20 protein-coding genes and 1 pseudogene are annotated in these 21,775 nt (G+C 40.8%); 3 read left to right on the forward strand and 18 right to left on the reverse strand.

Annotated features, from left to right (window positions below):
- Positions 1–137: 137 nt before the first annotated feature.
- The 3 genes from spoIIR to prfA all read right to left on the reverse strand — a co-directional run bounded on the left by spoIIR (position 138) and on the right by prfA (position 2,895).
- The gene (gene spoIIR / locus PDT38_RS10015) at positions 138–773 is read right to left on the reverse strand and encodes a stage II sporulation protein R (RefSeq protein WP_270801008.1); all 636 of its coding nucleotides are present in this window, start codon (positions 771–773) and stop codon (positions 138–140) included.
- Between the two features lie 175 nt (positions 774–948).
- Positions 949–1,821, reverse strand: a complete 873-nt coding sequence (gene prmC / locus PDT38_RS10020) for a peptide chain release factor N(5)-glutamine methyltransferase (RefSeq protein ID WP_270801010.1) — start codon at positions 1,819–1,821, stop codon at positions 949–951.
- A gap of 3 nt (positions 1,822–1,824) precedes the next feature.
- Positions 1,825–2,895, reverse strand: a complete 1,071-nt coding sequence (prfA, locus tag PDT38_RS10025; RefSeq protein WP_270801013.1) for a peptide chain release factor 1 — start codon at positions 2,893–2,895, stop codon at positions 1,825–1,827.
- Between the two features lie 150 nt (positions 2,896–3,045).
- On the opposite strand from prfA, the gene gloA2 reads away from it, so the two are divergent.
- Positions 3,046–3,450: an SMU1112c/YaeR family gloxylase I-like metalloprotein gene (gene gloA2, locus PDT38_RS10030; protein WP_270801016.1), complete on the forward strand. Its 405-nt coding sequence runs from the start codon at positions 3,046–3,048 to the stop codon at positions 3,448–3,450.
- A gap of 110 nt (positions 3,451–3,560) precedes the next feature.
- Positions 3,561–4,112, forward strand: a complete 552-nt coding sequence (locus PDT38_RS10035) for a MerR family transcriptional regulator (RefSeq protein ID WP_270801019.1) — start codon at positions 3,561–3,563, stop codon at positions 4,110–4,112.
- A 57-nt stretch (positions 4,113–4,169) separates the two neighbouring features.
- Here the strand turns inward: PDT38_RS10035 and PDT38_RS10040 are convergent, their stop codons facing one another.
- From PDT38_RS10040 to PDT38_RS10075, 8 genes are all read right to left on the reverse strand, one after another.
- Entirely contained in the window at positions 4,170–4,760 is a 591-nt protein-coding gene (locus PDT38_RS10040) for a thymidine kinase (RefSeq protein ID WP_270801021.1), read from the reverse strand.
- A 79-nt stretch (positions 4,761–4,839) separates the two neighbouring features.
- A complete protein-coding gene (rpmE, locus tag PDT38_RS10045; RefSeq protein ID WP_172298402.1) occupies positions 4,840–5,043 on the reverse strand; it encodes a 50S ribosomal protein L31 in 204 nt (67 codons plus the stop codon).
- Between the two features lie 126 nt (positions 5,044–5,169).
- Positions 5,170–6,453: a transcription termination factor Rho gene (gene rho, locus PDT38_RS10050; RefSeq protein WP_172298404.1), complete on the reverse strand. Its 1,284-nt coding sequence runs from the start codon at positions 6,451–6,453 to the stop codon at positions 5,170–5,172.
- A 374-nt stretch (positions 6,454–6,827) separates the two neighbouring features.
- Complete coding sequence (gene glpX, locus PDT38_RS10055) at positions 6,828–7,793, reverse strand: class II fructose-bisphosphatase (RefSeq protein ID WP_270801024.1); 966 nt, start codon at positions 7,791–7,793, stop codon at positions 6,828–6,830.
- Between the two features lie 72 nt (positions 7,794–7,865).
- Complete coding sequence (locus PDT38_RS10060) at positions 7,866–9,155, reverse strand: UDP-N-acetylglucosamine 1-carboxyvinyltransferase (RefSeq protein ID WP_270801027.1); 1,290 nt, start codon at positions 9,153–9,155, stop codon at positions 7,866–7,868.
- Between the two features lie 232 nt (positions 9,156–9,387).
- Positions 9,388–10,035 (reverse strand): fructose-6-phosphate aldolase, encoded by a 648-nt coding sequence (fsa, locus tag PDT38_RS10065; protein WP_270801030.1) that lies wholly within the window; start codon positions 10,033–10,035, stop codon positions 9,388–9,390.
- A gap of 205 nt (positions 10,036–10,240) precedes the next feature.
- The gene (locus tag PDT38_RS10070) at positions 10,241–11,098 is read right to left on the reverse strand and encodes a class II fructose-bisphosphate aldolase (protein WP_270801033.1); all 858 of its coding nucleotides are present in this window, start codon (positions 11,096–11,098) and stop codon (positions 10,241–10,243) included.
- A gap of 199 nt (positions 11,099–11,297) precedes the next feature.
- Positions 11,298–11,672, reverse strand: a complete 375-nt coding sequence (locus PDT38_RS10075) for a response regulator (protein ID WP_270801037.1) — start codon at positions 11,670–11,672, stop codon at positions 11,298–11,300.
- Positions 11,673–11,849: 177 nt separating this feature from the next.
- Between PDT38_RS10075 and PDT38_RS10080 the strand changes: the two genes are divergently transcribed.
- The gene (locus PDT38_RS10080; RefSeq protein WP_270801039.1) at positions 11,850–12,380 is read left to right on the forward strand and encodes a DUF2529 domain-containing protein; all 531 of its coding nucleotides are present in this window, start codon (positions 11,850–11,852) and stop codon (positions 12,378–12,380) included.
- A 104-nt stretch (positions 12,381–12,484) separates the two neighbouring features.
- On the opposite strand, the gene PDT38_RS10085 is transcribed toward PDT38_RS10080, so the two are convergent.
- From PDT38_RS10085 to PDT38_RS10115, 7 genes and pseudogenes are all read right to left on the reverse strand, one after another.
- Positions 12,485–14,092 carry a CTP synthase gene (locus PDT38_RS10085; RefSeq protein WP_270801041.1) on the reverse strand — a complete coding sequence of 536 codons (1,608 nt, stop codon included), beginning with the start codon at positions 14,090–14,092 and terminating at the stop codon, positions 12,485–12,487.
- Between the two features lie 243 nt (positions 14,093–14,335).
- A complete protein-coding gene (rpoE, locus tag PDT38_RS10090; RefSeq protein ID WP_270801043.1) occupies positions 14,336–14,827 on the reverse strand; it encodes a DNA-directed RNA polymerase subunit delta in 492 nt (163 codons plus the stop codon).
- A gap of 278 nt (positions 14,828–15,105) precedes the next feature.
- Positions 15,106–16,248, reverse strand: a complete 1,143-nt coding sequence (locus PDT38_RS10095) for an acyl-CoA dehydrogenase (RefSeq protein WP_270801046.1) — start codon at positions 16,246–16,248, stop codon at positions 15,106–15,108.
- A 14-nt stretch (positions 16,249–16,262) separates the two neighbouring features.
- Positions 16,263–17,382 (reverse strand): annotated as a pseudogene (locus PDT38_RS10100) (acyl-CoA dehydrogenase family protein).
- Positions 17,383–17,398: 16 nt separating this feature from the next.
- Positions 17,399–18,256 (reverse strand): 3-hydroxybutyryl-CoA dehydrogenase, encoded by an 858-nt coding sequence (locus PDT38_RS10105; RefSeq protein ID WP_270801049.1) that lies wholly within the window; start codon positions 18,254–18,256, stop codon positions 17,399–17,401.
- A gap of 12 nt (positions 18,257–18,268) precedes the next feature.
- Positions 18,269–19,447, reverse strand: a complete 1,179-nt coding sequence (locus tag PDT38_RS10110) for an acetyl-CoA C-acetyltransferase (protein WP_270801052.1) — start codon at positions 19,445–19,447, stop codon at positions 18,269–18,271.
- Positions 19,448–19,530: 83 nt separating this feature from the next.
- The gene (locus PDT38_RS10115; protein WP_270801728.1) at positions 19,531–21,639 is read right to left on the reverse strand and encodes a heterodisulfide reductase-related iron-sulfur binding cluster; all 2,109 of its coding nucleotides are present in this window, start codon (positions 21,637–21,639) and stop codon (positions 19,531–19,533) included.
- Positions 21,640–21,775 lie beyond the last annotated feature (136 nt).

Raw genomic sequence — 21,775 nt, forward strand, 5'->3', positions numbered from 1 at the left:
TTTTTGAAAAGTAGACAACAATTAATATGTTCTTTACACTTCTGCCGCGAAAATTATGCTGGTACCCTCCTGAAAAGAGTTTTTTGTACCGTTTTGGAAAATTATATCACATCCTGATAAACCTTCTACTAACTATATTAAGAAAACAATCCTGACACCCATTCAACTAGGAAAAACTTAACCTCGGTTTCTTCTTCTTTTGTTTCTTCAGTTTCAGTCTTTGTTTTTTCCTGTTGCTTCTCTTCATCCTCTTCAGGTGCTTTGACGGCTTCTCCATTGGAAAAATCAAGAAAGCAGAGTGGCGGAAAGAGAACACACCACCAGTTGGCTCCCTCTCCCTTTCCTAATGTAATTAACACCGCTTCATATTCTCCAGCTGGATATACCATATTGCCGTAAAGCTTGGTCGGAAAAGAAACTTTATCAAAACTGACAGCAACAGATTGCTTACGATTCTCACGCTTTATTACATTTTTTGCAATTTGTTTAATTTCGGGTAATTTTGAACGAATCACTTTTCTCGCTTTCTCAATTGATGTCAGATTTTTGACCCAGTTTGTCATTTCCTGATTCACTTCATCTCTAATTTTGCGCTTTATGTTTTGATCACTCTCATTATTGCTATTTGCTAAAATACGAAAACGAATCGCTTCATCAGGAATAACTTCTGGATCTTGACTAGATGACTGAGCTGTCTCTTCCAATGATAAATTCGCAATCGCACCTATTAACAACAGAAATATATAAATAATAGCTATGAATGATTTTTTCATATTCTCCCCGCTCCTCACCGTTAGTATGAACCTTTTCTAGCCCTATTATGGTCAAAAATAAGACGGTTTAAACGAGGCAATACAAAAAAAGCTAGCAAGCTTTTAATCTAAAAAAAGAGACATCAGGTTATGCCTCTAAAATGAAGGAAGTGGAGATGCATCTCCACCCGTTTGTTTATGTTAAGCTGTTATGTTGAATGACCGCATATACGATGCGATCCTTTCCATTCAAATCTTTTTTTATCTGAACTTCTGCTTTTGGAAAGAATTTCAGAAACATCTCTCGTACAGCCTTTCCCTGTGTCCAGCCAATTTCAAAAACGACCAGCGCTTTTTCTGACATGAGACTGGGAATTTCCTTCATAAAACGCTGATAAAATTGTAACCCATCCGCTCCATCTGTTAAGGCGTTAACAGGTTCATGAAGACGGACGACATCAGATAGCACCGCCATCTCCTCCTCTGAAATATAAGGGGGATTGGACACGATAATATCAGCCTTTTTATTTCGCGAAATCAGCGGTTCCAACAAATCACCGCTGAAAAAATCAACTTGCGCTCCAAGTCGTTCAGCATTATTCATTGCCATCTTTAATGCCGCTTTTGAGATATCTGTTGCCGAAACAGACATGCACTGACATTCAAGGGCAAGGGTAATTGCAATCGCCCCGCTCCCTGTCCCAATATCAACTGTTTGCAAACATTCCTTACCAGGAAAAACACGGTCCGCCTGAAAAAGAACAGTTTCAACAACTTCTTCTGTTTCAGGGCGTGGAATCAATACATGATGATTCACTAAAAATTCTCGCCCATAAAAAAATTCTTTCCCTGTAATATATTGTACAGGGACACCAGATCGATGCAGTTCAACTTGTTTTTCAAATTGTAACAGGTCAGCTTCAGACATCACATCGTGAAAATTTGCCAAAAGTTGGCTTCTTTCCAATTGCAGTTGATCAATGAGCAAGATTTCTGCTGCATTTCGGTCCCTACCCGCTTCGCTCAAATAAGAAGAAGCCCAATTGAGGGCTTCAAATATCGTTTTCATGTTTTAATTCCCCGCCTGCTCAAGCTTGCTGGATTGATCTTCAACAATCAGCGCCTCAATCACTTCATCAAGCTTACCTTCAAGGATTTGATCAAGCTTTTGAATTGTTAAACCAATCCGGTGATCTGTGACGCGATTTTGCGGGAAGTTATAGGTACGGATCCGTTCGGAGCGATCACCTGTACCAACTGCTGACTTACGGTTTTGATCATATTCAGCTTGTGCTTCTTGCTGAAATTTATCATAAATTCTTGCACGCAATACCTTCATCGCTTTCTCTTTGTTCTTAATCTGCGATTTCTCATCTTGGCATGAAACGACAACACCTGTTGGAAGGTGTGTCAAACGGACAGCCGACATCGTCGTATTAACGCTTTGTCCTCCCGGTCCACTTGAGGCAAAAGTATCGACACGAATATCTTTTTCATGTATGTCAACTTCGACTTCTTCAGCTTCAGGCAGACAGGCAACTGTTGCCGTTGAAGTATGGATGCGTCCGCCTGATTCTGTTTCAGGAACCCGCTGAACACGGTGCGCCCCATTCTCATATTTCAACCTTGAATAGGCCCCATTACCATTGATCATAAAAATAATCTCTTTATAACCACCTGTTCCAGTCACATTGGCTTCCATCACTTCTGTTTTCCACCCTTGAAGCTCAGCATAGCGACTATACATACGATAAAGATTTCCAGCGAATAAAGCGGCTTCTTCCCCACCTGCTGCACCACGAATCTCCATAATGACGTTTTTATCATCGTTTGGATCTTTCGGAATCAACAATACTTTTAGACGCTCTGTCAAAGATTCAACTTCTTCCTGCAGTTCAGAAATTTCTTCTTTAACCATTTCACGCATGTCAGAATCAAGTTTTTCTTCAAGCATCGCTTTTGCGTCATCTAACTGCTCTGATGCCGTCCGGTAATGTCTATATACCTCAACTGTTTCCTGTATATCAGATTGTTCTTTTGAGTACTCTCTAAGCTTCTTCGGATCATTTACGACCTCTGGATCGCTTAATTTTTCATTTAATTTTTCATACCGATCTTCAATTGATTTTAAACGGTCTAACACGGTCTTCACCTCTGTTTACTGTGCGTAACATTCTAATTATAGTATAGGGACTCCTCCTCGTCAAAACAACTTGGAAATGTTGACGCATACCGGCGCCTACGTCCTATAACTAACTTTTTGTTATACTTTATATAAAAAGGAGTTGATTTGATGCTAAAATCGATCCATCACATTGCCATCATCTGTTCAGATTACGAAATCACCAAAGCTTTTTATGTTGACAAGCTGGGTTTGGAGATCATCAGTGAGACGTACAGAAAGGATCGGAATTCGTACAAGCTTGATTTAGCATTGAACGGCCGCTATTGTCTAGAACTGTTTTCATTTCCAAATCCTCCTGAACGGATCTCATATCCAGAAGCAGCTGGGCTTAGACATTTAGCTTTTACAGTGACAGATCTTGATCAAGCCATTAGCCATCTTTTACAAAATGGTATAACACCTGAACCAATCCGTATGGACCCAGAGACAGGCAAACGATTTACGTTTTTTTCAGATCCTGATGGTTTACCACTCGAGTTATATGAAGAAACAGCCCTTCCTCTGAAGAAATAACACTTTCTTTGCCGAATCCCTTCTTCTTTTGTCTAACAGGAAGGAAGCTTTTCTTTCAAGTCGAATATCCCTCTTAGATGATCAATGACAGCTAAAAGGAGGTATACGAATTGAATACGGCTGATGTGGCACATAAATTGGGTGTCTCCACAAAAACAGTACAGCGTTGGGTGAAGCAACTCAACATTCCCGCTTCCCGAAATGAACTTGGCCACTACTCTTTCACAGATAACGACATGACCATTTTGGAAAAAGTAAAAGAACAATTGAAAAACGGAATATCGATGCAGGATATCATAGTAGAAAGAAAGAAAAAATCTTTTTTGATCGAAAGAAATGAAAACTCTCTTTCAAATCACCCAAAACAACTTGATGAATGGCTTGATCGGAAAATGAAGCAATATTTACAACATGAACAGCTTGAGCGTCAACTATTACAAAAAAAAATCGCCGAACTCGAACGAAAACTAGAGCAAAAAGCCGATGAGGTCGTCTCCTATCAGCTTCTTCAGCAAAGACGAGATCTTGAAGAAGAGCGACAACAAATCAAAGATATCCAACAGAAAATAAGCGAGTTAGAAAACAACCAGACAAAAGAAAAAGACACCATTCCCTTGGAAGAAAAACCGAAAAGCAGATTCAAATCGATGTTCTCTTTTTGAAAAGTCTGGATTACACTAAAAAACACTTGTTTTCGCAAGTGTTTTTTATCATATATTTTATGATGGTTTCGGTTTCCCTGGAACTTCATGATGGTGACGGCATCGCGCTTCATAAGATTCGGAGGCCCCTACTAAAATGACAGGATCGTCATATGAAGCCGGTTTTCCCTCAATCAACCTTTGGGTTCGGCTTGCTGGCGAACCACAGACAGAACATACTGCTTGCAGCTTAGTCACCGTCTCCGCTAAGCTCATCAGATCCGGAACAACTCCAAAAGGCTCCCCACGGAAGTCTTGGTCAAGACCTGCAGCGATGACGCGATAACCTTTATCCGCCAAAGCAGTTAGGGTACTGACAATTGATTGATCAAAAAACTGCACCTCATCAACGCCAATCACATCGGTTTTTTCACTAATATATTGAAAAATCTCTTGTGGAGAAGTGATCGCATGACAAACAATCTTTGTTCCATTATGCGACACAACCGAATCGCTACTATAGCGATTGTCAATTGCGGGCTTAAACACTTTTACTTGCTGTTTTGCAAATGTTGCTCTTTTGATTCGGCGAATCAGTTCTTCTGATTTACCAGAAAACATGCTTCCGCATATCAGTTCAAGCCAACCACTTTGCTTCATGATGTACATCGTCTATTATCCCCTCTCCAGCGATATTCCTATGTAAAAAACAGGCAAGAATGATTCTCGCCTGTTTTTTTTATATCTATTAAGACTTAAGACCATATTTTTTGTTGAAACGATCAACACGACCATCTGCAGTAGCAAATTTTTGACGGCCAGTATAGAACGGATGGCATTCAGAACAAATTTCAACGCGTACCTCTTCTTTTACTGAACCAGTTTCAAATTCGTTACCACAAGCACATTTCACTGTTGCTTTTTTGAAATTAGGATGAATTCCTGCTTTCATGTCTGTCATCTCCTTCCGCCCTGAATCCCATTCGGAAACAGAGTTAATATTCCGGCAAAACCTCCGGAACGCACATGATAGAATTATAACAGCGATCATGATGTTTTGCAAACTAAAGTTTTGTTATTATCTTTTTGCTGCTGACATGTTGGCTTGCTTCCATTCTTGAATCAAGATATCAAAAAATTCTTGATTTGTTTTGGTCCTTTTCATTTTTCTCATAAACCTCTCAACAAAATCCTGTGAGTCAGACATCGATTTGCGAATGGCCCACAAGCGGTCAAGATGTTCTTTCGGAACAAGCAGCTCTTCTTTACGTGTACCAGAACGACGAATATCAATTGCAGGGAAAATTCTTCTTTCCGCAAGAGAACGGTCAAGATGAAGCTCCATATTTCCCGTCCCTTTAAATTCTTCATAGATGACATCATCCATCCGTGAACCTGTATCAACTAAAGCAGTTGCCAAGATTGTCAAGCTACCGCCTTCTTCAATGTTCCGAGCAGCCCCAAAGAACCGTTTTGGACGATGGAACGCTCCAGGGTCAATCCCGCCTGACAGTGTTCGGCCACTTGGCGGAATCACTAAGTTATAGGCACGAGCCAACCTTGTGATACTATCCATTAAAATCACGACATCTTTTTTATGTTCGACAAGCCGCATTGCTCGCTCAAGTACGAGTTCAGCTACTTTTATGTGGTTCTCTGGCACTTCGTCAAATGTTGAGCTGACGACATCACCTACCACAGATCGTTCAATATCTGTTACTTCCTCTGGCCTTTCATCAATTAAAAGAACAATCAACTCAACCTCTGGATGATTGGCTGTAATGCTGTTGGCAATCTCTTTGAGGAGCATCGTTTTTCCCGCTTTAGGCGGGGCTACAATTAAACCACGCTGTCCAAAACCAACCGGTGCCATCATATCCATAATTCTTGTCGACAAATAATTAGGTTTTGTTTCTAGCACCATTTGGCGATCGGGATAGAGAGGCGTCAATGCAGGAAAGTGAACACGTTCTTTTGCCGATTCGGGATCATCACCATTAACGGCTTCTACGTGAAGCAAACCGTAGTAACGTTCATTTTCTTTTGGAGGACGGACTTTCCCAGAAACTTTATCACCGTTTCTCAAATCAAAGCGACGGATTTGGGAGGCAGAAATATAAATATCCTCTGAGCTAGGAGAATAGTTAATCGGTCTCAGAAAGCCAAACCCTTCTGATTGAATAATTTCCAGAACACCTTCCATAAACAATAAGTCTTCCTTTTCAGCATTGGCCTTCAGAATGGCAAAAATCAATTCCTTTTTTGTCAGTTTACTGTAATACGAGACTTTATAATATCTCGCCAATTCATACAGTTCTTTTAATTTCATATTTTCCAAAGATGAAATAGACACATCTTTCACAAAGAACACCACGCTTTTCTAATCAAATATTTACTTTTGGTCTTATTTTAAAATCGTTTAAACTCTTTGAACAGCAGCTAACGCTTCTACCCATATATAGCAAAGAATGAAAAGGTTTATCATGAGTCGAGAAAGAAGCGAGGACTTAACAAGAGAAGAATTATCGCATTTCGTATTTATGCGGCAGGAATTTAGAATTTTCCCAATAATAGGATGCGCAGAAAATTGTGCAGCACTCTTTATTTTTACCTTATTTGACGACCATATTCAACTTTTATCGAAAACAAAAAACAAGCTGTCTGCAATTGTACCAAATAATGAAAGTATGTTCAATAGAAGGGAAAGCGGGAAATGTATACCCCGCTTTTATCTCCTTAAGGACGAATCACTAAGTTAGGCTTCTTCTTAAGACTATGCCTTCCATCCACAAAGCGAACAGTTCCAGACTTAGCTCTCATGACAATACTGTGAGTGGTTCCGACAGACCCTTTAAATTGCACACCGCGTAAAAGTTCTCCATCGGTCACACCAGTTGCAGCAAAGATCGCGTCATCCCCTTTTACGAGATCTTCCATTCGCAACACCTTCGCAATATCGACCCCCATCTTTTCACACCGCTTCATCTCTTCATCATTTTGCGGAAGAAGCTTACCATGTATTTCTCCTCCTAGAGCTTTTAGTGCAACTGCAGCCAAAACTCCTTCTGGGGCACCACCAGAACCAAACAAAATATCAACCCCTGTATGGTCAAAAGCAGTGTTTATCGCTCCAGCTACATCACCGTCATTAATCAACTTAATTCTAGCCCCAGCTTCCCGAAGTTCATGGATAATTCGCTCATGGCGCGAACGATTTAAAACAGTGGCTACAACATCTTCCACATCTTTATTTTTGGCTTTTGCCACAGCCTTCAAGTTATCGATGACCGGGGCTTCAATATCTATGCAACCGACTGCTTCTGGTCCGACAGCAATTTTGTCCATATACATGTCAGGTGCATTTAGAAGGTGGCCATGATCGGCCACAGCGATAACAGCAAGTGCGTTCCACCCACCGCTTGCAACAATATTTGTTCCTTCTAATGGATCAACCGCTACATCTACTCTAGGTCCATAACCATTCCCCAGTTTTTCCCCAATATAAAGCATAGGTGCTTCATCCATTTCACCTTCACCGATAACGACTGTCCCTTTCATTGGAACAGTGTCAAAAACATCCCTCATAGCATTTGTTGCTGCATCATCAGCTTCTTCTTTTTTACCTCTCCCCATCCAGCGGGCTGACTTAAGTGCTGCAGCTTCAGTCACACGTACAAGTTCCATTGATAAGCTTCTTTCCATCCCTTTCTTATCCCCTCTCATCATTCTAGATCTCTTATTCTTGACTTCCATATCATATTCAAAAAAAGCGAATTAGGAATTTTGCATCTGTTCTAATTCTTGGTCTGTTAGTTTCTCACGCCAAACGACAGCTCCCAGGTTGGACAGTTTCTCTTCAATCTGACTGTATCCTCTATCAAGGTGTTCGAGTCCGGTTATCTCAGTAATACCTTCTGCCATTAAACCGGCAATAACAAGGCACGCTCCCGCTCTAAGGTCACTGGCTTTCACTTTAGCACCTTGAAGAGCAGCGGAACCTGTGATAATCGCTGATCTTCCTTCAACCTTCATCGCTGCACCCATTCGTCGTAACTCGTCTATATGTTTAAAACGGGCTGAATAAATCGTGTCAGTGACAACGCTTGTCCCATTAGCCTTTGTTAACAGGGATGTCATCGGTTGTTGCAGATCAGTTGGAAAACCGGGATAGACAAGTGTTTTGAGATCGACTGGCTTCAATTCTTTCTGCCCACCAACCATCAACAACTGGTCACTGCTTTCCTCAATTCTGATCCCCATCTCGCGCAACTTAGCAATCACTGATTCAAGATGTGTCGGAATCACATTATCAATCAATACCTCTTGTCCCATTGCAGCAGCTGCAATCATAAAAGTTCCTGCTTCTATCCGATCTGGAATAATCGAGTGTCTGCAACCATGAAGTGATTCTACCCCTTCAATTCGGATCACATCTGTGCCAGCACCTTTTATTTTAGCACCCATACTTGTTAAAAGGGTGGCAACATCAATGATTTCCGGTTCCTTTGCAGCATTTTCAATCACTGTTTTACCTTTTGCAAGCACAGCAGCAAGCATAATATTAATCGTTGCTCCAACACTGACAACATCCAAATATATTCGTGCGCCTTTTAATTGTTCTGCACGTAGATAGATCGCACCTTGTTCATTTGTCACTTCTGCTCCGAGCGCTTCAAAACCTTTAATATGTTGATCTATCGGCCTTGGACCGAGGTGACACCCGCCTGGAAGACCGATAACGGCTTTTTTAAAACGACCGAGCATCGCTCCCATTAAGTAATAGGACGCCCGCAACTGTTTTACTTTACCGTTCGGCAAAGGCATACTGATCATCGGTTTGGGGTCAATGACCATTTCTCCTTTTTCAAAATGAACATTTCCACCGATCTCTCTTAACAAATCGCGTAGCGTTAAAATATCTGATATATGCGGAAGACCTTCGATTGTAACAGGTGAATGAGCCAAAATCGTCGCAGGTATAAGAGCGACCGCACTATTTTTAGCACCGCTTATATGTACTGTCCCATTCAAGGGGTCTCCGCCGGCTATATTTAACTTTTCCATGATCGTCTCCTTCCTAAGAAGATAGCTAATGATCATTTTAGCCCTCTCAAAAAACAAATGGTCCTTTTAAAAAATCTAGCCAATTAAAAGAAAAAGAATACAATATTCTCAAAAATTATTGGGAAGAATATGGCGAAGTTGCGCGTGGAAAAAAGTCCTCTAAGTATAAAACATAAACAAAATGGTGACAAGCAGAAGGATTTCCCTTCACTTGCCACTCACAAAACGATCCTTAACTGTTATTTTTATTCCAGTCTGCTAAAAACTTTTCAATCCCAATATCTGTTAACGGGTGCTTTGTTAATTGATGAATCACTTGCAGTGGCATTGTACCAATATGGGCCCCTCTCAAAGCAGCTTCAGTAACATGTTGTGGATGACGGATTGATGCCGCAATAATTTGTGTATCTAAACCGTGCACATCAAAGATCTGTTTAATTTCGCTAATGAGATCAAGACCATTATGACCGATATCATCCAAACGTCCTAAAAATGGAGAAACATAAGTAGCTCCTGCTCTAGCTGCAAGCAATGCCTGATTAGCACTAAAGATCAGTGTAACATTTGTTTTAATACCATGATCAGTTAATGCTTTTACAGCCTTCAAGCCATCGGCTGTCATTGGGATTTTTACTGTAATATTCGGTGCTATCTTTGCAAGCTCTTTTCCTTCTTCAATCATCTCTTCCGCCTTAAGAGAAATAACCTCAGCGCTAACAGATCCTAATGATACTACATCTGTAATTTCACGCAGACGGTCATGAAACGAAATATTTTCTTTGGCTACTAAACTAGGATTTGTGGTAACCCCAGCTAAAACACCGAGAGCATGAGCTTCCTTAATTTCGTCTAAATTTGCAGTATCAATAAAAAACAGCATACTTGACAAAACCTCCTGTCATAAAAAATGTCTGAAACTTAAAACATGTTTGCGCTTTCCAAATAATAAGGATAAAACCGCCTGACCTAAGACAGGCGGCTTTTTGACTGAACTGGAAGCAAAAGAGCCCCATGCTAAATCATGCATGCAGAAAAACACCCTATTTCCTCAAATTTTATGGAAAGCAGGTGTTTTTCTAAGATCATTATGCTTGGTTTGAAGAACCAAATTCACGCATTTTGCCAATAACTGTTGCTTTAATAGCTTCACGTGCAGGTCCTAAATATTTACGTGGATCATACTCTTCTGTTAATTTTGCCAATGTTTCACGAACAGCTTTTGCAGAAGCGATTTGATTTTCTGTGTTGACGTTGATTTTTGCTGTACCTAATGAAATAGATTTTTTAATATCATTAGTTGGAATTCCAGTACCGCCATGAAGAACAAGCGGAAGACCTGTAGTTTTTCCAATTTCTTCCATTTCTTTAAATCCTAAGTTAGGTTCACCTTTGTAAGGACCGTGAACAGAACCTAATGCAGGTGCAAGACAGTCAATACCAGTGCGTTCAACAAGGTCTTGACATTCTTTTGGATCAGCGTAGATCACGCCTTCTGCTACAACATCATCTTCCTGTCCACCGACAGTTCCAAGTTCAGCTTCTACTGAAACACCGTGGAAATGAGCAAGTTCAACCACTTTTGCAGTCGTTTCAACATTCTCTTCGAAAGGATGGTGAGAAGCGTCGATCATAACTGAAGTGAAACCAGCATGAATCGCTTTTGCACAAGATTCAAAGCTTGAACCGTGATCTAAGTGAATCGCAACTGGAACAGTTACATTGTATTCTTCCATTAACGCTTTAACCATTGCAACAACTGTTTTAAAACCGCCCATATAACGTCCTGCACCTTCTGATACACCAAGAATAACAGGGGATTTTTCTTCTTGAGCTGCTTGTAAAATAGCCTGAGTAAACTCAAGGTTATTTAGGTTAAATTGTCCTACAGCATATTTGTTTTCTTTTGCTTTATTCAACATTTCCGTCATTGATACTAAAGGCATGTCGAAAGTCCTCCTTATGTAGCCTGATTTGCTTTTTTTTTTCGAAAAAAGCCTTCACACCTAACTAGTATGACCAGAAAAACCTGCCATATGTAAAATGTTTTTTTACTACTTTAGCTTTTCTCTACTTATATAGAATAACAATTATTCAGCAAATCGGCAATAACATGACTGTGACAACATCAAAAACTTTTTCCCGTTATCCGTTTGATTTGATGGGCAGATAGACTTTGACTGCCTCGCGAATTTCGTCAATATCAAAGGGCTTTGCAAAGTGTGTAAGAGCTCCCAACTCTTTTGACTCCTGAATCATATCAAGTTCACCGTAAGCTGTCATAATGATGACACGGATTTGATCATCGATCACTTTCATCCTTTTTAAAATTTCAATCCCGTCCATTCCAGGTATCTTCATATCAAGCAACACAAGGTCTGGTCGTTCTCTCCCAACAATGTCAAGCGCCTGAAGTCCATTAGCAGCCTGAAATGTCTTGTACCCTTCTTTATTGAAAACTTCATTCAGCAAAACGCGAATCCCGTACTGATCATCTACAATTAAAATCTTCTCATTCATTTTTCTACACACCTCTACACTTAATTTTCGCCAAAATAAAGCAGTAGTTTATCTATTCTGTTTTGTTTTACTTTTTTCCTTTAATTCAAGTATTTAAGTTTGCGACAGATTTAGAGGATTTTTCCCAATTTTCTTCTTTAGTATATAATGATAGACAGGAAAAAAGGAGGAGTCGACTTGCTTAAAATTTTCACGACACAATTATTAGGAATCTTTAATCGAATTCAGGAAAAGGAAGCCTTGGCGATTGAAGATGGAGCCAGATTTTTAGCTCAAGCAGTGATTAGTAATCACTCCATATATGTTTATGGAAAAAATGAACTGGAGGGCATTCTAAACGAAGCCTTGCACAGTTCTGAACCGTTTCCCTCAGTCAAATCGCTTCCCCATGATGAAGTAGATTGGCCTGTTTTTCAACCCGCTGATAAGGTGCTGATGTTTTGTGCCTCTCCAATGGATCATGATGAACGACAAATAGCTGAAAAACTGAATGAAAAAGGGGTTGGATTGATCATTATCTCCCCTTCATCTAAAGAAGATACATCTATTGAATCATTTGCCGATGTCCATATTGACTTAAACTTGACAAGGCCGCTTCTTCCCCATGAAGATGGTACAAGATTCGGGTTTCCTTCACTCATGGTGAGCCTCTACATTTACCATGCCCTTTCCTTTACATTAAAGGAAATTCTTCAGGAATACCAATGAAAGAAACCGCCCGGCTTGAAATTAGTTGTTTCTTCTCATGCCATACGATTATAGTACTAGACATGACAAAAAACCTGTCAACTTATGCTGACAGGTTCTTTGCTTTACAGTTTTTCAGAAGCTCTTAGTGACGCATGAACAAAATCTCTAAACAAGGCTTGAGGTCTTGTCGGTCTTGAAGTAAATTCAGGGTGAAATTGTGAAGCCACAAACCATGGATGATCTTTAAGCTCAATAATTTCTACGAGGCGGCCATCGGGGCTTGTCCCCGAAAATACAAAACCGGCTTCTTCCATTTGTTGTCTAAATTCATTGTTGAATTCATAACGGTGGCGATGACGTTCGTACACCACTTCATCGCGATAAGCTTCAAACGCTTTTGTCCCTTCCTTAAGCTTGCACGGGTAGAGACCAAGCCGAAGGGTTCCACCGAGATCTTCAATATCTTTTTGTTCAGGAAGAAGATCAATGATCGGATATGGTGTTGAAGGATCGATTTCAGCAGAATGTGCTCCCTGAAGCCCTAGAACATTTCTCGCATATTCAATCGATGCCACTTGCATCCCAAGGCAAATCCCAAAGAACGGAATTTTATGTTGGCGTGCATAATGAACAGCTGCAATTTTCCCTTCAACTCCACGATCCCCAAATCCACCAGGAACAAGAATACCATCTACATCGTGAACTAGATCGCTAATATTTTCTTCTGTTACTTCTTCAGCATTGATCCATTTAATTTGGATATCTGAATCAAATGCATATCCCGCATGACGGAGAGATTCCACAACAGAAATATAAGCATCCTGAAGTTCGACATATTTGCCGACTAAACCGATGGTTGCTGTTTTCGAAAGGTTTTGCACCTTATTAACAAGCATTTCCCACTCTTCCATATCAGCTTCTTTACATTCCAACTGCAAGTGGTTGCAGACGAGGTGATCAAGTCCTTGTTTTTGCAGTTCAAGCGGAATGGAATATAGTGTGTCGGCATCTCCGGCTTCGATGACGGCTTTCGGATCAATGTCACAAAACAATGCTATTTTATCTTTCATATCTTGAGAAATCGGCATTTCCGTTCTGACAACAATCACATTTGGTTGAATCCCAAGACTACGCAATTCTTTAACACTATGCTGTGTCGGCTTTGTTTTCATTTCTCCTGCCGCTTTAATGTAAGGAACGAGTGTACAATGGATGTACATCACATTTTCGCGCCCGATATCACTCTTAATCTGTCTAATGGCTTCAAGAAATGGCAATGATTCGATATCACCAACAGTTCCGCCGATTTCCGTGATGACAACATCAGCACTTGTTTCTTTTCCAGCACGGAAAACACGCTCTTTAATTTCATTCGTAATATGCGGAATAACTTGGACAGTGCCACCTAAATAATCGCCTCTTCGTTCTTTTTTGAGCACTGTAGAATATATTTTCCCAGTTGTTACATTGCTATATTTATTTAAGTTAATGTCAATAAAGCGTTCATAATGACCTAAGTCAAGGTCGGTTTCCGCCCCATCATCTGTTACAAACACTTCACCATGCTGATATGGGCTCATTGTTCCAGGATCCACATTGATATAAGGATCAAATTTTTGAATTGTTACATTAAGACCCCTGTTTTTCAGGAGACGCCCAAGTGAAGATGCTGTAATTCCTTTACCAAGTGAGGATACAACTCCTCCAGTTACAAAGATATATTTTGTCATATTTGTACCCCTCTCTTCATGTAGACACTTATTCATTAAAATGCTCCGTTTATGAAAAATCATTTAGTTGTTTTCTAAATGATTAAGATATGTTAGGGACGGAAAAACAAGAAAGCTCCCTTTCAATTTCTTGAAAGGGAGCTGATAGTCCGTATCACTTGAATCTCTTCTTTTTGAAGAGCCCAAAATACATACTACATAGTTCACTTATGAAAGTCAAGATCCAATTTAAATCATACCTGTTTAATCTTCTGCATCTTCATCAAAATCTTCGTCATCATCTAAAACTTCGTCTTCAAGGTCATCAAGTTCATCATCATCCGTTTCATCGATATCATCGAATTCATCGGTATCAAGATCAGCTTCATCATCAAGAAGAATATCATCAACTTCATTTTCAAAATCTTCTTCTGCATCAACAGCTTTTTTCGCTTTTTTCTTTTTCGCCTTTACAGTCGGCTGTGTTTCTTCGTCAAGCTGATCATATGGATACCAACTACGCAATCCCCATGTCTGGTCAGACAGCGCTAAAAAGCGACCGTCAATATTTAAATCTGTATAAAACTGGGCAATGCGATCCTCCAGCTCTTCTTTTCCAAGTCCGAGCAGAGAAGCTGCTTTATCTGTAAGTTCTTGAAATGTAATTGATTTTTTTTCGTCTAAGAATATTTCATGTGCAATTTCTACTAAAGCCATTTCCTTCAGCTGTTCTTCTGAGTATTGTTTCAAGCTCATGGCCAGACACTCCCTTTCTATCTTCATGTATGTATCTACTATCTTTGTCATAGAAAATAAGCATGTAATTCCCGTCTTTTACGACAAACCATACCTCTCATTATAAACAAAAGCAAACAGTTTATGCTACCTTTATTCCTGTTAATTCAATAAATTTTACTTAAAATACAATAACTAAATGAGCGGCAGAAAACATGAAGTAAAAGATACAAAAAAGGAAGACCGGCTTGGACCTAAAACGAACAAAGCAAATAAGCTTGTCCGTCTCTGTTTACACACTAGGATTTGATTAGCATTCTCGAAATCACCATACGCTGAATTTCTTGAGTACCTTCATAAATTTGCGTAATTTTCGCATCACGCATATAGCGTTCAACTGGGTAATCTTTTGTATAGCCATATCCGCCAAAGATTTGAACAGCTTCTGTTGTCACCTTCATGGCTGTATCACCAGCATACAATTTTGACATTGCAGATGCTTTCCCATAAGGCAGGCCTTGAGATTCAAGCCATGCCGCCTGATAGGTTAAAAGCCTTGATGCTTCAATTTCTGTCGCCATGTCTGCTAGTTTAAATGCAACTCCTTGTTGTTCGGCAATCGGTTTGCCAAATTGCTTTCGTTCCTTTGCATAGGCTTTCGCAGCCGCAAATGCTCCTTGCGCAATTCCGACAGCTTGGGCCGCAATTCCGTTTCTCCCGCCGTCAAGTGTCATCATGGCAATTTTAAAACCTTCTCCTTCTTCACCAAGCCTGTTTTTTACAGGGACACGACAGTCCTCAAAGATAATTTCTGTCGTTGGTGATGAACGAATTCCAAGCTTTTTCTCTTTTTTACCGACTGAAAAGCCAGGAAAGTCTTTCTCAATTATAAAAGCTGTTGACCCTTGGTGTTTCTTCTCCTGATCGAGAGCAGCAAATACAATATAATAATCAGCAATTCCTCCATTTGTAATAAAAATTTTTGTTCCATTTATGATATATTCATCACCGTTTTTAACTGCAGTTGTTTTCATTCCACCTGCATCAGAACCTGAACCTGGTTCAGTTAAGCCGTAAGCACCGATCTTTTCTCCACGTGCCATCGGCTTTAAGTATTTCTGCTTTTGCTCTTCACTTCCAAAAGTATAGATTGGCCAGCCTGCAAGTGATGTATGAGCAGACAGAGTGACACCTGTTGAAGCACATACACTTGAGAGTTCTTCCACTGCAATGACGTATGCTAAATAATCGCTGCCGATCCCACCGTATTCTTCTGGCCACGGAATACCCGTCAATCCTAATTCCGCCATCTTTTTAAATAACTCAATATTAAACCTTTCTTCTTCATCACGCTCAGCCGCTGTCGGTTCCACCTCATGGTTAGCAAAGTCGCGGACCATCTTTTGAATCATTTGATGCTCTTCAGACAGCTTAAACATCATCGCTTCCCCACTCCTTATATATGCTTGTTAATGACGATTCGTTGAATTTCGTTTGTTCCTTCATAAATTTCACATACTTTCGCATCTCTGAAGTATCGTTCTACATGATAATCTGTTGTTAACCCCTGATAACCAAATAGTTGAATGGCCTCAGTTGTCACATACATCGCTGTCTCTGAAGCAAACAATTTAGCCATCGCTGCCGCTTTTCCAGTTTTTCTACCTTGTTCTTTTAGTGATGCAGCTTGATAGACGAGAAGCTTGGCCGCTTCTGTCCGCGTCGCCATATCAGCCAATTTAAAAGCTAGCTCCTGTTGTTGCTTGAGGAGCTCTCCCTTTTGATACGTCACCTTGACATATTCGGTCGCATCACTAAGCGCGCTTTCAGCAATACCAAGCGCCTGTGCAGCGATTCCGATTCTACCTGTATCTAGATGAGACATGGCAATTTTAAACCCCTCGCCTTCCTTACCAAGTAGCTGGCAAGAAGAAATGACAGCGTTATCAAAATGAAGTGTTATTGTTTGTGAACCGTGGAGTCCCATCTTCGCTATATTTTTGCCAATGTGAAGGCCCTTTGTTCCTTTCTCAATGATAAAAGCTGAAATCCCCTTTGTCCCCAAGTCTTGCAAAAACGAGGTAAATATCTGCCGCTTCTCCGTTCGTAATAAAATTTTTTGTTCCGTTTAAAACGTACGTACCACCTTGTTTTTCTGCTTTTGTTTTAATGCTCCCTGCATCAGAACCGGCGTTTGGCTCTGTTAAACAAAAGGCTCCTATATATTGTCCACTAGCGAGTTTTTTGACATAACACTCTTTTTGCTGTTCATTCCCATACAAAAGGATAGGCATTGTAGCAAGTGATGTGTGCACAGATAAAATTGTTCCAACAACAGCACTGACTTTTGATAACTCATGAATGGTGATGATATACGAAATAAAGTCAGTACCAGCCCCGTTATACTTCACAGGAATGGGCAGACCCATCCAGCCGCAACTTGCCATTTTCGTTAAAGTAGCTGCCGGAAAATGCCCCTTTTCCATTTCTGGTACATACGGAGCTACTTCGCGTTCAGCAAACTGACTAACTTGCTTTCGCATCCCGGCTTGTGCTTCTGTCAATAGAAGGTTCACTTTTTGCCCCTCCTCTTCAATTGTCGCCGTACGTATAAAAACCCCTACCCGATTTTTTCCCTAAACGGCCTGCGTTGACATATTGTTTCAGTAGTGGACATGGTCTGTATTTATCATCACCAAACCCTTGATGAAGTGTTTCCATAATAGAAAGACATGTATCAAGTCCAATGAGATCAGCTAGAGCAAGCGGTCCCATTGGGTGGTTCATTCCCAATTTCATAATACTGTCAATGCTTTCTTTGTCTGCGACACCCTCGTAAAGCGCGAACACTGCTTCATTAATCATTGGCATTAACATTCGATTGGAAATAAAACCAGGAAAATCATGGACTTCAATTGGCACTTTGTTAAGCTTTTTAGCCACAGTAACAACCGTTTGATACGTTTCCTCACTCGTCTCAAGCCCTTTGATCACTTCAATCAGCTGCATGACAGGTACTGGATTCATAAAATGCATACCGATGACATGTTCCGGTTTGTTTGTGACTGATGCAAGCTCTGTAATCGATAAAGATGACGTATTTGATGCCAGAATCGCAGAATCTCCAGTTGCACCATCCAAACGCTTAAAAATCTCTTTTTTCACATCCATATTTTCAATAGCAGCTTCAATAATGAGAAAGGCCTCGTGAGCATCTTCCAAATGAGGTACTGGAGAGAGCCGCTGATAGATTTCCTTGACATCTTGTTGTGACATTTTGCCTTTTTCCGCCTGCCTCATCAGTTGACCTGAAATTCGCTTCATCCCTTTTTGAATTTGTTCATCTGATACATCGTTCAAATAGACATTGTAACCAGCCTGAGCACAAACTTGGGCAATTCCCCCACCCATTTGCCCTGTACCGATGACCATGATCGTGTCGTTTCTCAATTTCATCCCCCCTTAAACATGAATCATAACAGCATCGCCTTGACCACCGCCACTACAAATTGCAGCTATACCCGTACCACCACCGCGTCGTTTCAACTCATACATCAGCGTCAGAATGATCCGTGCACCGCTCGCACCAATCGGATGGCCAAGTGCAATTGCACCACCATTTACATTGACCTTTTCCATATCAATTCCAGCGATTTTCCCACTTGCCAAAGCAACTGCCGCGAAAGCTTCATTGATTTCAAACAGACTGATATCAGCTTGGTCTGCACCCGTTTTTTTCAGCAACTCATCAATGACCAGCCCAGGTGTTTTTGGAAAGTCTTTGGCCTCAACAGCAAGTGAAGTATGGGCAATAATCGTTGCTAGCGGTTTTACGTTTAGGGCTTCTGCCTTTGCCTCACTGGCAATAATGAGCGAACATGCTCCATCATTTACTCCAGGCGCATTGCCAGCTGTAATCGTCCCGTTTTCGTCAAAAACAGGTGAAAGCATTGCTAGCCTTTCAATTGATGTGTTTCGGCGCGGACCTTCATCACGGTCCACAATTAATTTCTCACCTTTTTTTTGTGGAATATTTACAGGAACAATTTCTTCTTGAAGCAATCCTGAATCCGTTGCCTCGACAGCTCGCTGTTGACTTGCTAATGCCCAGCGGTCTTGTTCTTCTCTCGTAATCTTTAATTCTTTCGCAACGGCATTGCCATAAGCCCCCATGTGTACACCTGCAAAAGAACATGTCAAACCATCCAGAAGCATCATATCCTGAACAGTTCCATCTCCCATCCTATAGCCCATTCTCGCTTTTTTCAGCAAGTAAGGTGCATTAGACATCGACTCCATTCCACCCGTAACGATCACTTCTGCATCACCAGCGCGAATCATCTGGTCAGCCATTGTCAGACTTCTCATCCCAGAGGCACAAACTTTATTAATAGTTTCCGTTTTGACAGACCACGGTAGATCTGCATATCTTGCTGCTTGTCTTGAAGGCAATTGTCCCTGCCCTCCTTGCAAAACTGAACCCATGATCACTTCATCTACGTGTTCCCCTCTTACTCCAGAGCGTTTTAATGCAGCTTGAATGGCAATACCCCCAAGCTCAGCAGCTGATTTCGTCTGAAGTGCTCCCCCTAATTTTCCAAAAGGTGTCCGTGCACCTCCAACAATTACCGATTTGACCATGATATCTCCCCTCAGCCTTCTTTATATACTTATGATAAAAGAAGGCGGAGATTCTACTCACACCTTCTTTTTCATCTCTAAATCTAGGATGCCTCCTCCCCTTGATCTTCTTTGCCAAACACTGCCCGTTCTAGCAGTTCAGCAACATCGTTTGTGGCAACTTGTTCCTCAATTTCTTTTGCCTTAGTTCCATCTCCAAGCATTGTGAGACAATACGGACAACCGGAACTAATCACTGATGGATTGGTCAGCAGAGCCTGCTCTGTTCGCGCTACATTAATTCTTGTTCCTGTCTCTTCCTCCATCCACATCAAGCCACCGCCTGCTCCACAGCACATTCCGGTTTCCCGGCTGCGCTCCATTTCCACTAAGCGGATTCCCGGAATTGAACGAAGGATGTCACGAGGAGGATCATAGACTTCGTTATAACGTCCTAAATAACAGGAATCATGAAATGTCACCGTTTCCTCAACCGGAAACTTCGGTTTAAGCTTGCCGTCTCGAACAAGTGAGGCGAGTAATTCTGTATGATGAAAAACTTCTGCTTCAAGGCCAAAATCAGGATATTCGTTTTTGAAAATATTATATGCATGAGGATCGATCGTAACAATTTTTTTAATATCATGTTTTGCAAATTCTTCAATATTTTTTGTGGCTAGCTCTTGAAACAAGAATTCATTACCAAGTCGTCTTGGTGTATCACCTGAGTTTTTCTCTTTGTTTCCAAGAATGGCAAATGAGACACCGGCATGCTGAAGAAGGTGTGCGAATGCCATCGCAATTTTTTGACTCCGTCTGTCATAAGATCCCATCGATCCAACCCAAAACAAATATTCAAACTCTTTCTCTTTTTTCTTCATTTCCTTAACAGTCGGTACTTCAACGTCTTCACGCATGTCCCGCCAGTTTTCTCGTTCTTTTCTGTTTAATCCCCATGGATTCCCCTGTCTCTCAATGCTTGTCATCGCACGCTGTGCATCAGCATCCATTTTTCCTTCTGTTAGAACAAGATAGCGACGAAGATCAATAATCTTATCAACGTGCTCATTCATAACTGGACACTGATCCTCACAATTGCGGCAAGTCGTACAAGCCCAAATCTCCTCTTCTGTGATGACATCCCCAATTAAACTTGGGTTATAAAGATCTGTGGCTGCGGCTTCTTTTGATCCTTCTCCACCAGCCGCCATTGCTAACTGGTTAGCTTTTGTATGTTGAAAAAATGTGGCCGGTACCCAAGGTGTCTTTGATGTCACAGCTGCTCCTTTTTCTGTTAGGTGGTCTCTAAGCCGCAAGATGAGATCCATTGGTGACAACATTTTACCTGTGCCTGTCGCAGGACACATATTGGTACAGCGACCACATTCTACACAAGCGTAAAGATCGATAAGCTGTGATTGTCTGAATTCTTCAATTCGACCAACACCAAACGTTTCTTTTGATTCATCTTCAAAATCAATTTTTTCAAGCTTTCCCGGATTTGTTAGCCTGCTCAAAAAAACATTTGCAGGTCCAGCAATCAAATGAGCGTGCTTTGATTGAGGAACATAAACTAAAAACGTTAATAAAATCAAGAGATGGGCCCACCACGCCAGATAAAAAACGACTGTAGCGGCAGTTTCGCCCATAAACCCAAAAACAAATGCAACCGCTGAGGCCATTGGTTCATGCCAAGCAAGCGAGTGGTCGTGCCAAACGATATTCATACCATTTCCGAGCAAAACGGTAAACATCAACCCACCGATCAACAGTAGCACAAGGCCTGATTTAAAATTTCGTTTCAGTCTAACAAGCTTTTCAATATAACGCCGATGAAACGCCCAAGCAACTGCAATCAAAATCAGCAGTGTAACTATTTCCTGAAAGAATGTGAATGCAGGATAAACACTCCCAAGCGGCAGTCCTTTATCTGGAAAAAGTCCTTTTATAATAAAATCCAGTGCCCCAAACTGGACAAGAATAAAACCATAAAAAAACATAACATGAATAATCCCGCTTTTTTTATCTTTGAGCAATTTCTTTTGACCGAAGACATTTTGCCATATCCTTTGAAGCCGTTCCTTGATCCGTTGATCAAAAACCTCTTTTTGTCCGAGTCTAATGTAACTCAACCTCGTCCTGATCAAGTAAATAAACAGATAAACGGCGTAAAAGGTTACTCCCAAAAATGCAATGAAATTTAACCATAACATGTAACTCAACAATAGCTCCCCCTTTCAGTTCTCCCAATCCAACTTCCCGAGAATCCCCTTTACTATCTTTATCTTAAATAATGAATGAGTGTTCAGTCAATCCTTTTTCTCATTCCTAAGTGGCTTTTTAAAAAGG

The sequence above is a fragment of the Bacillus changyiensis genome (assembly GCF_027706145.1).
GTDB classification, from domain to species: domain Bacteria; phylum Bacillota; class Bacilli; order Bacillales; family Bacillaceae; genus Bacillus; species Bacillus changyiensis.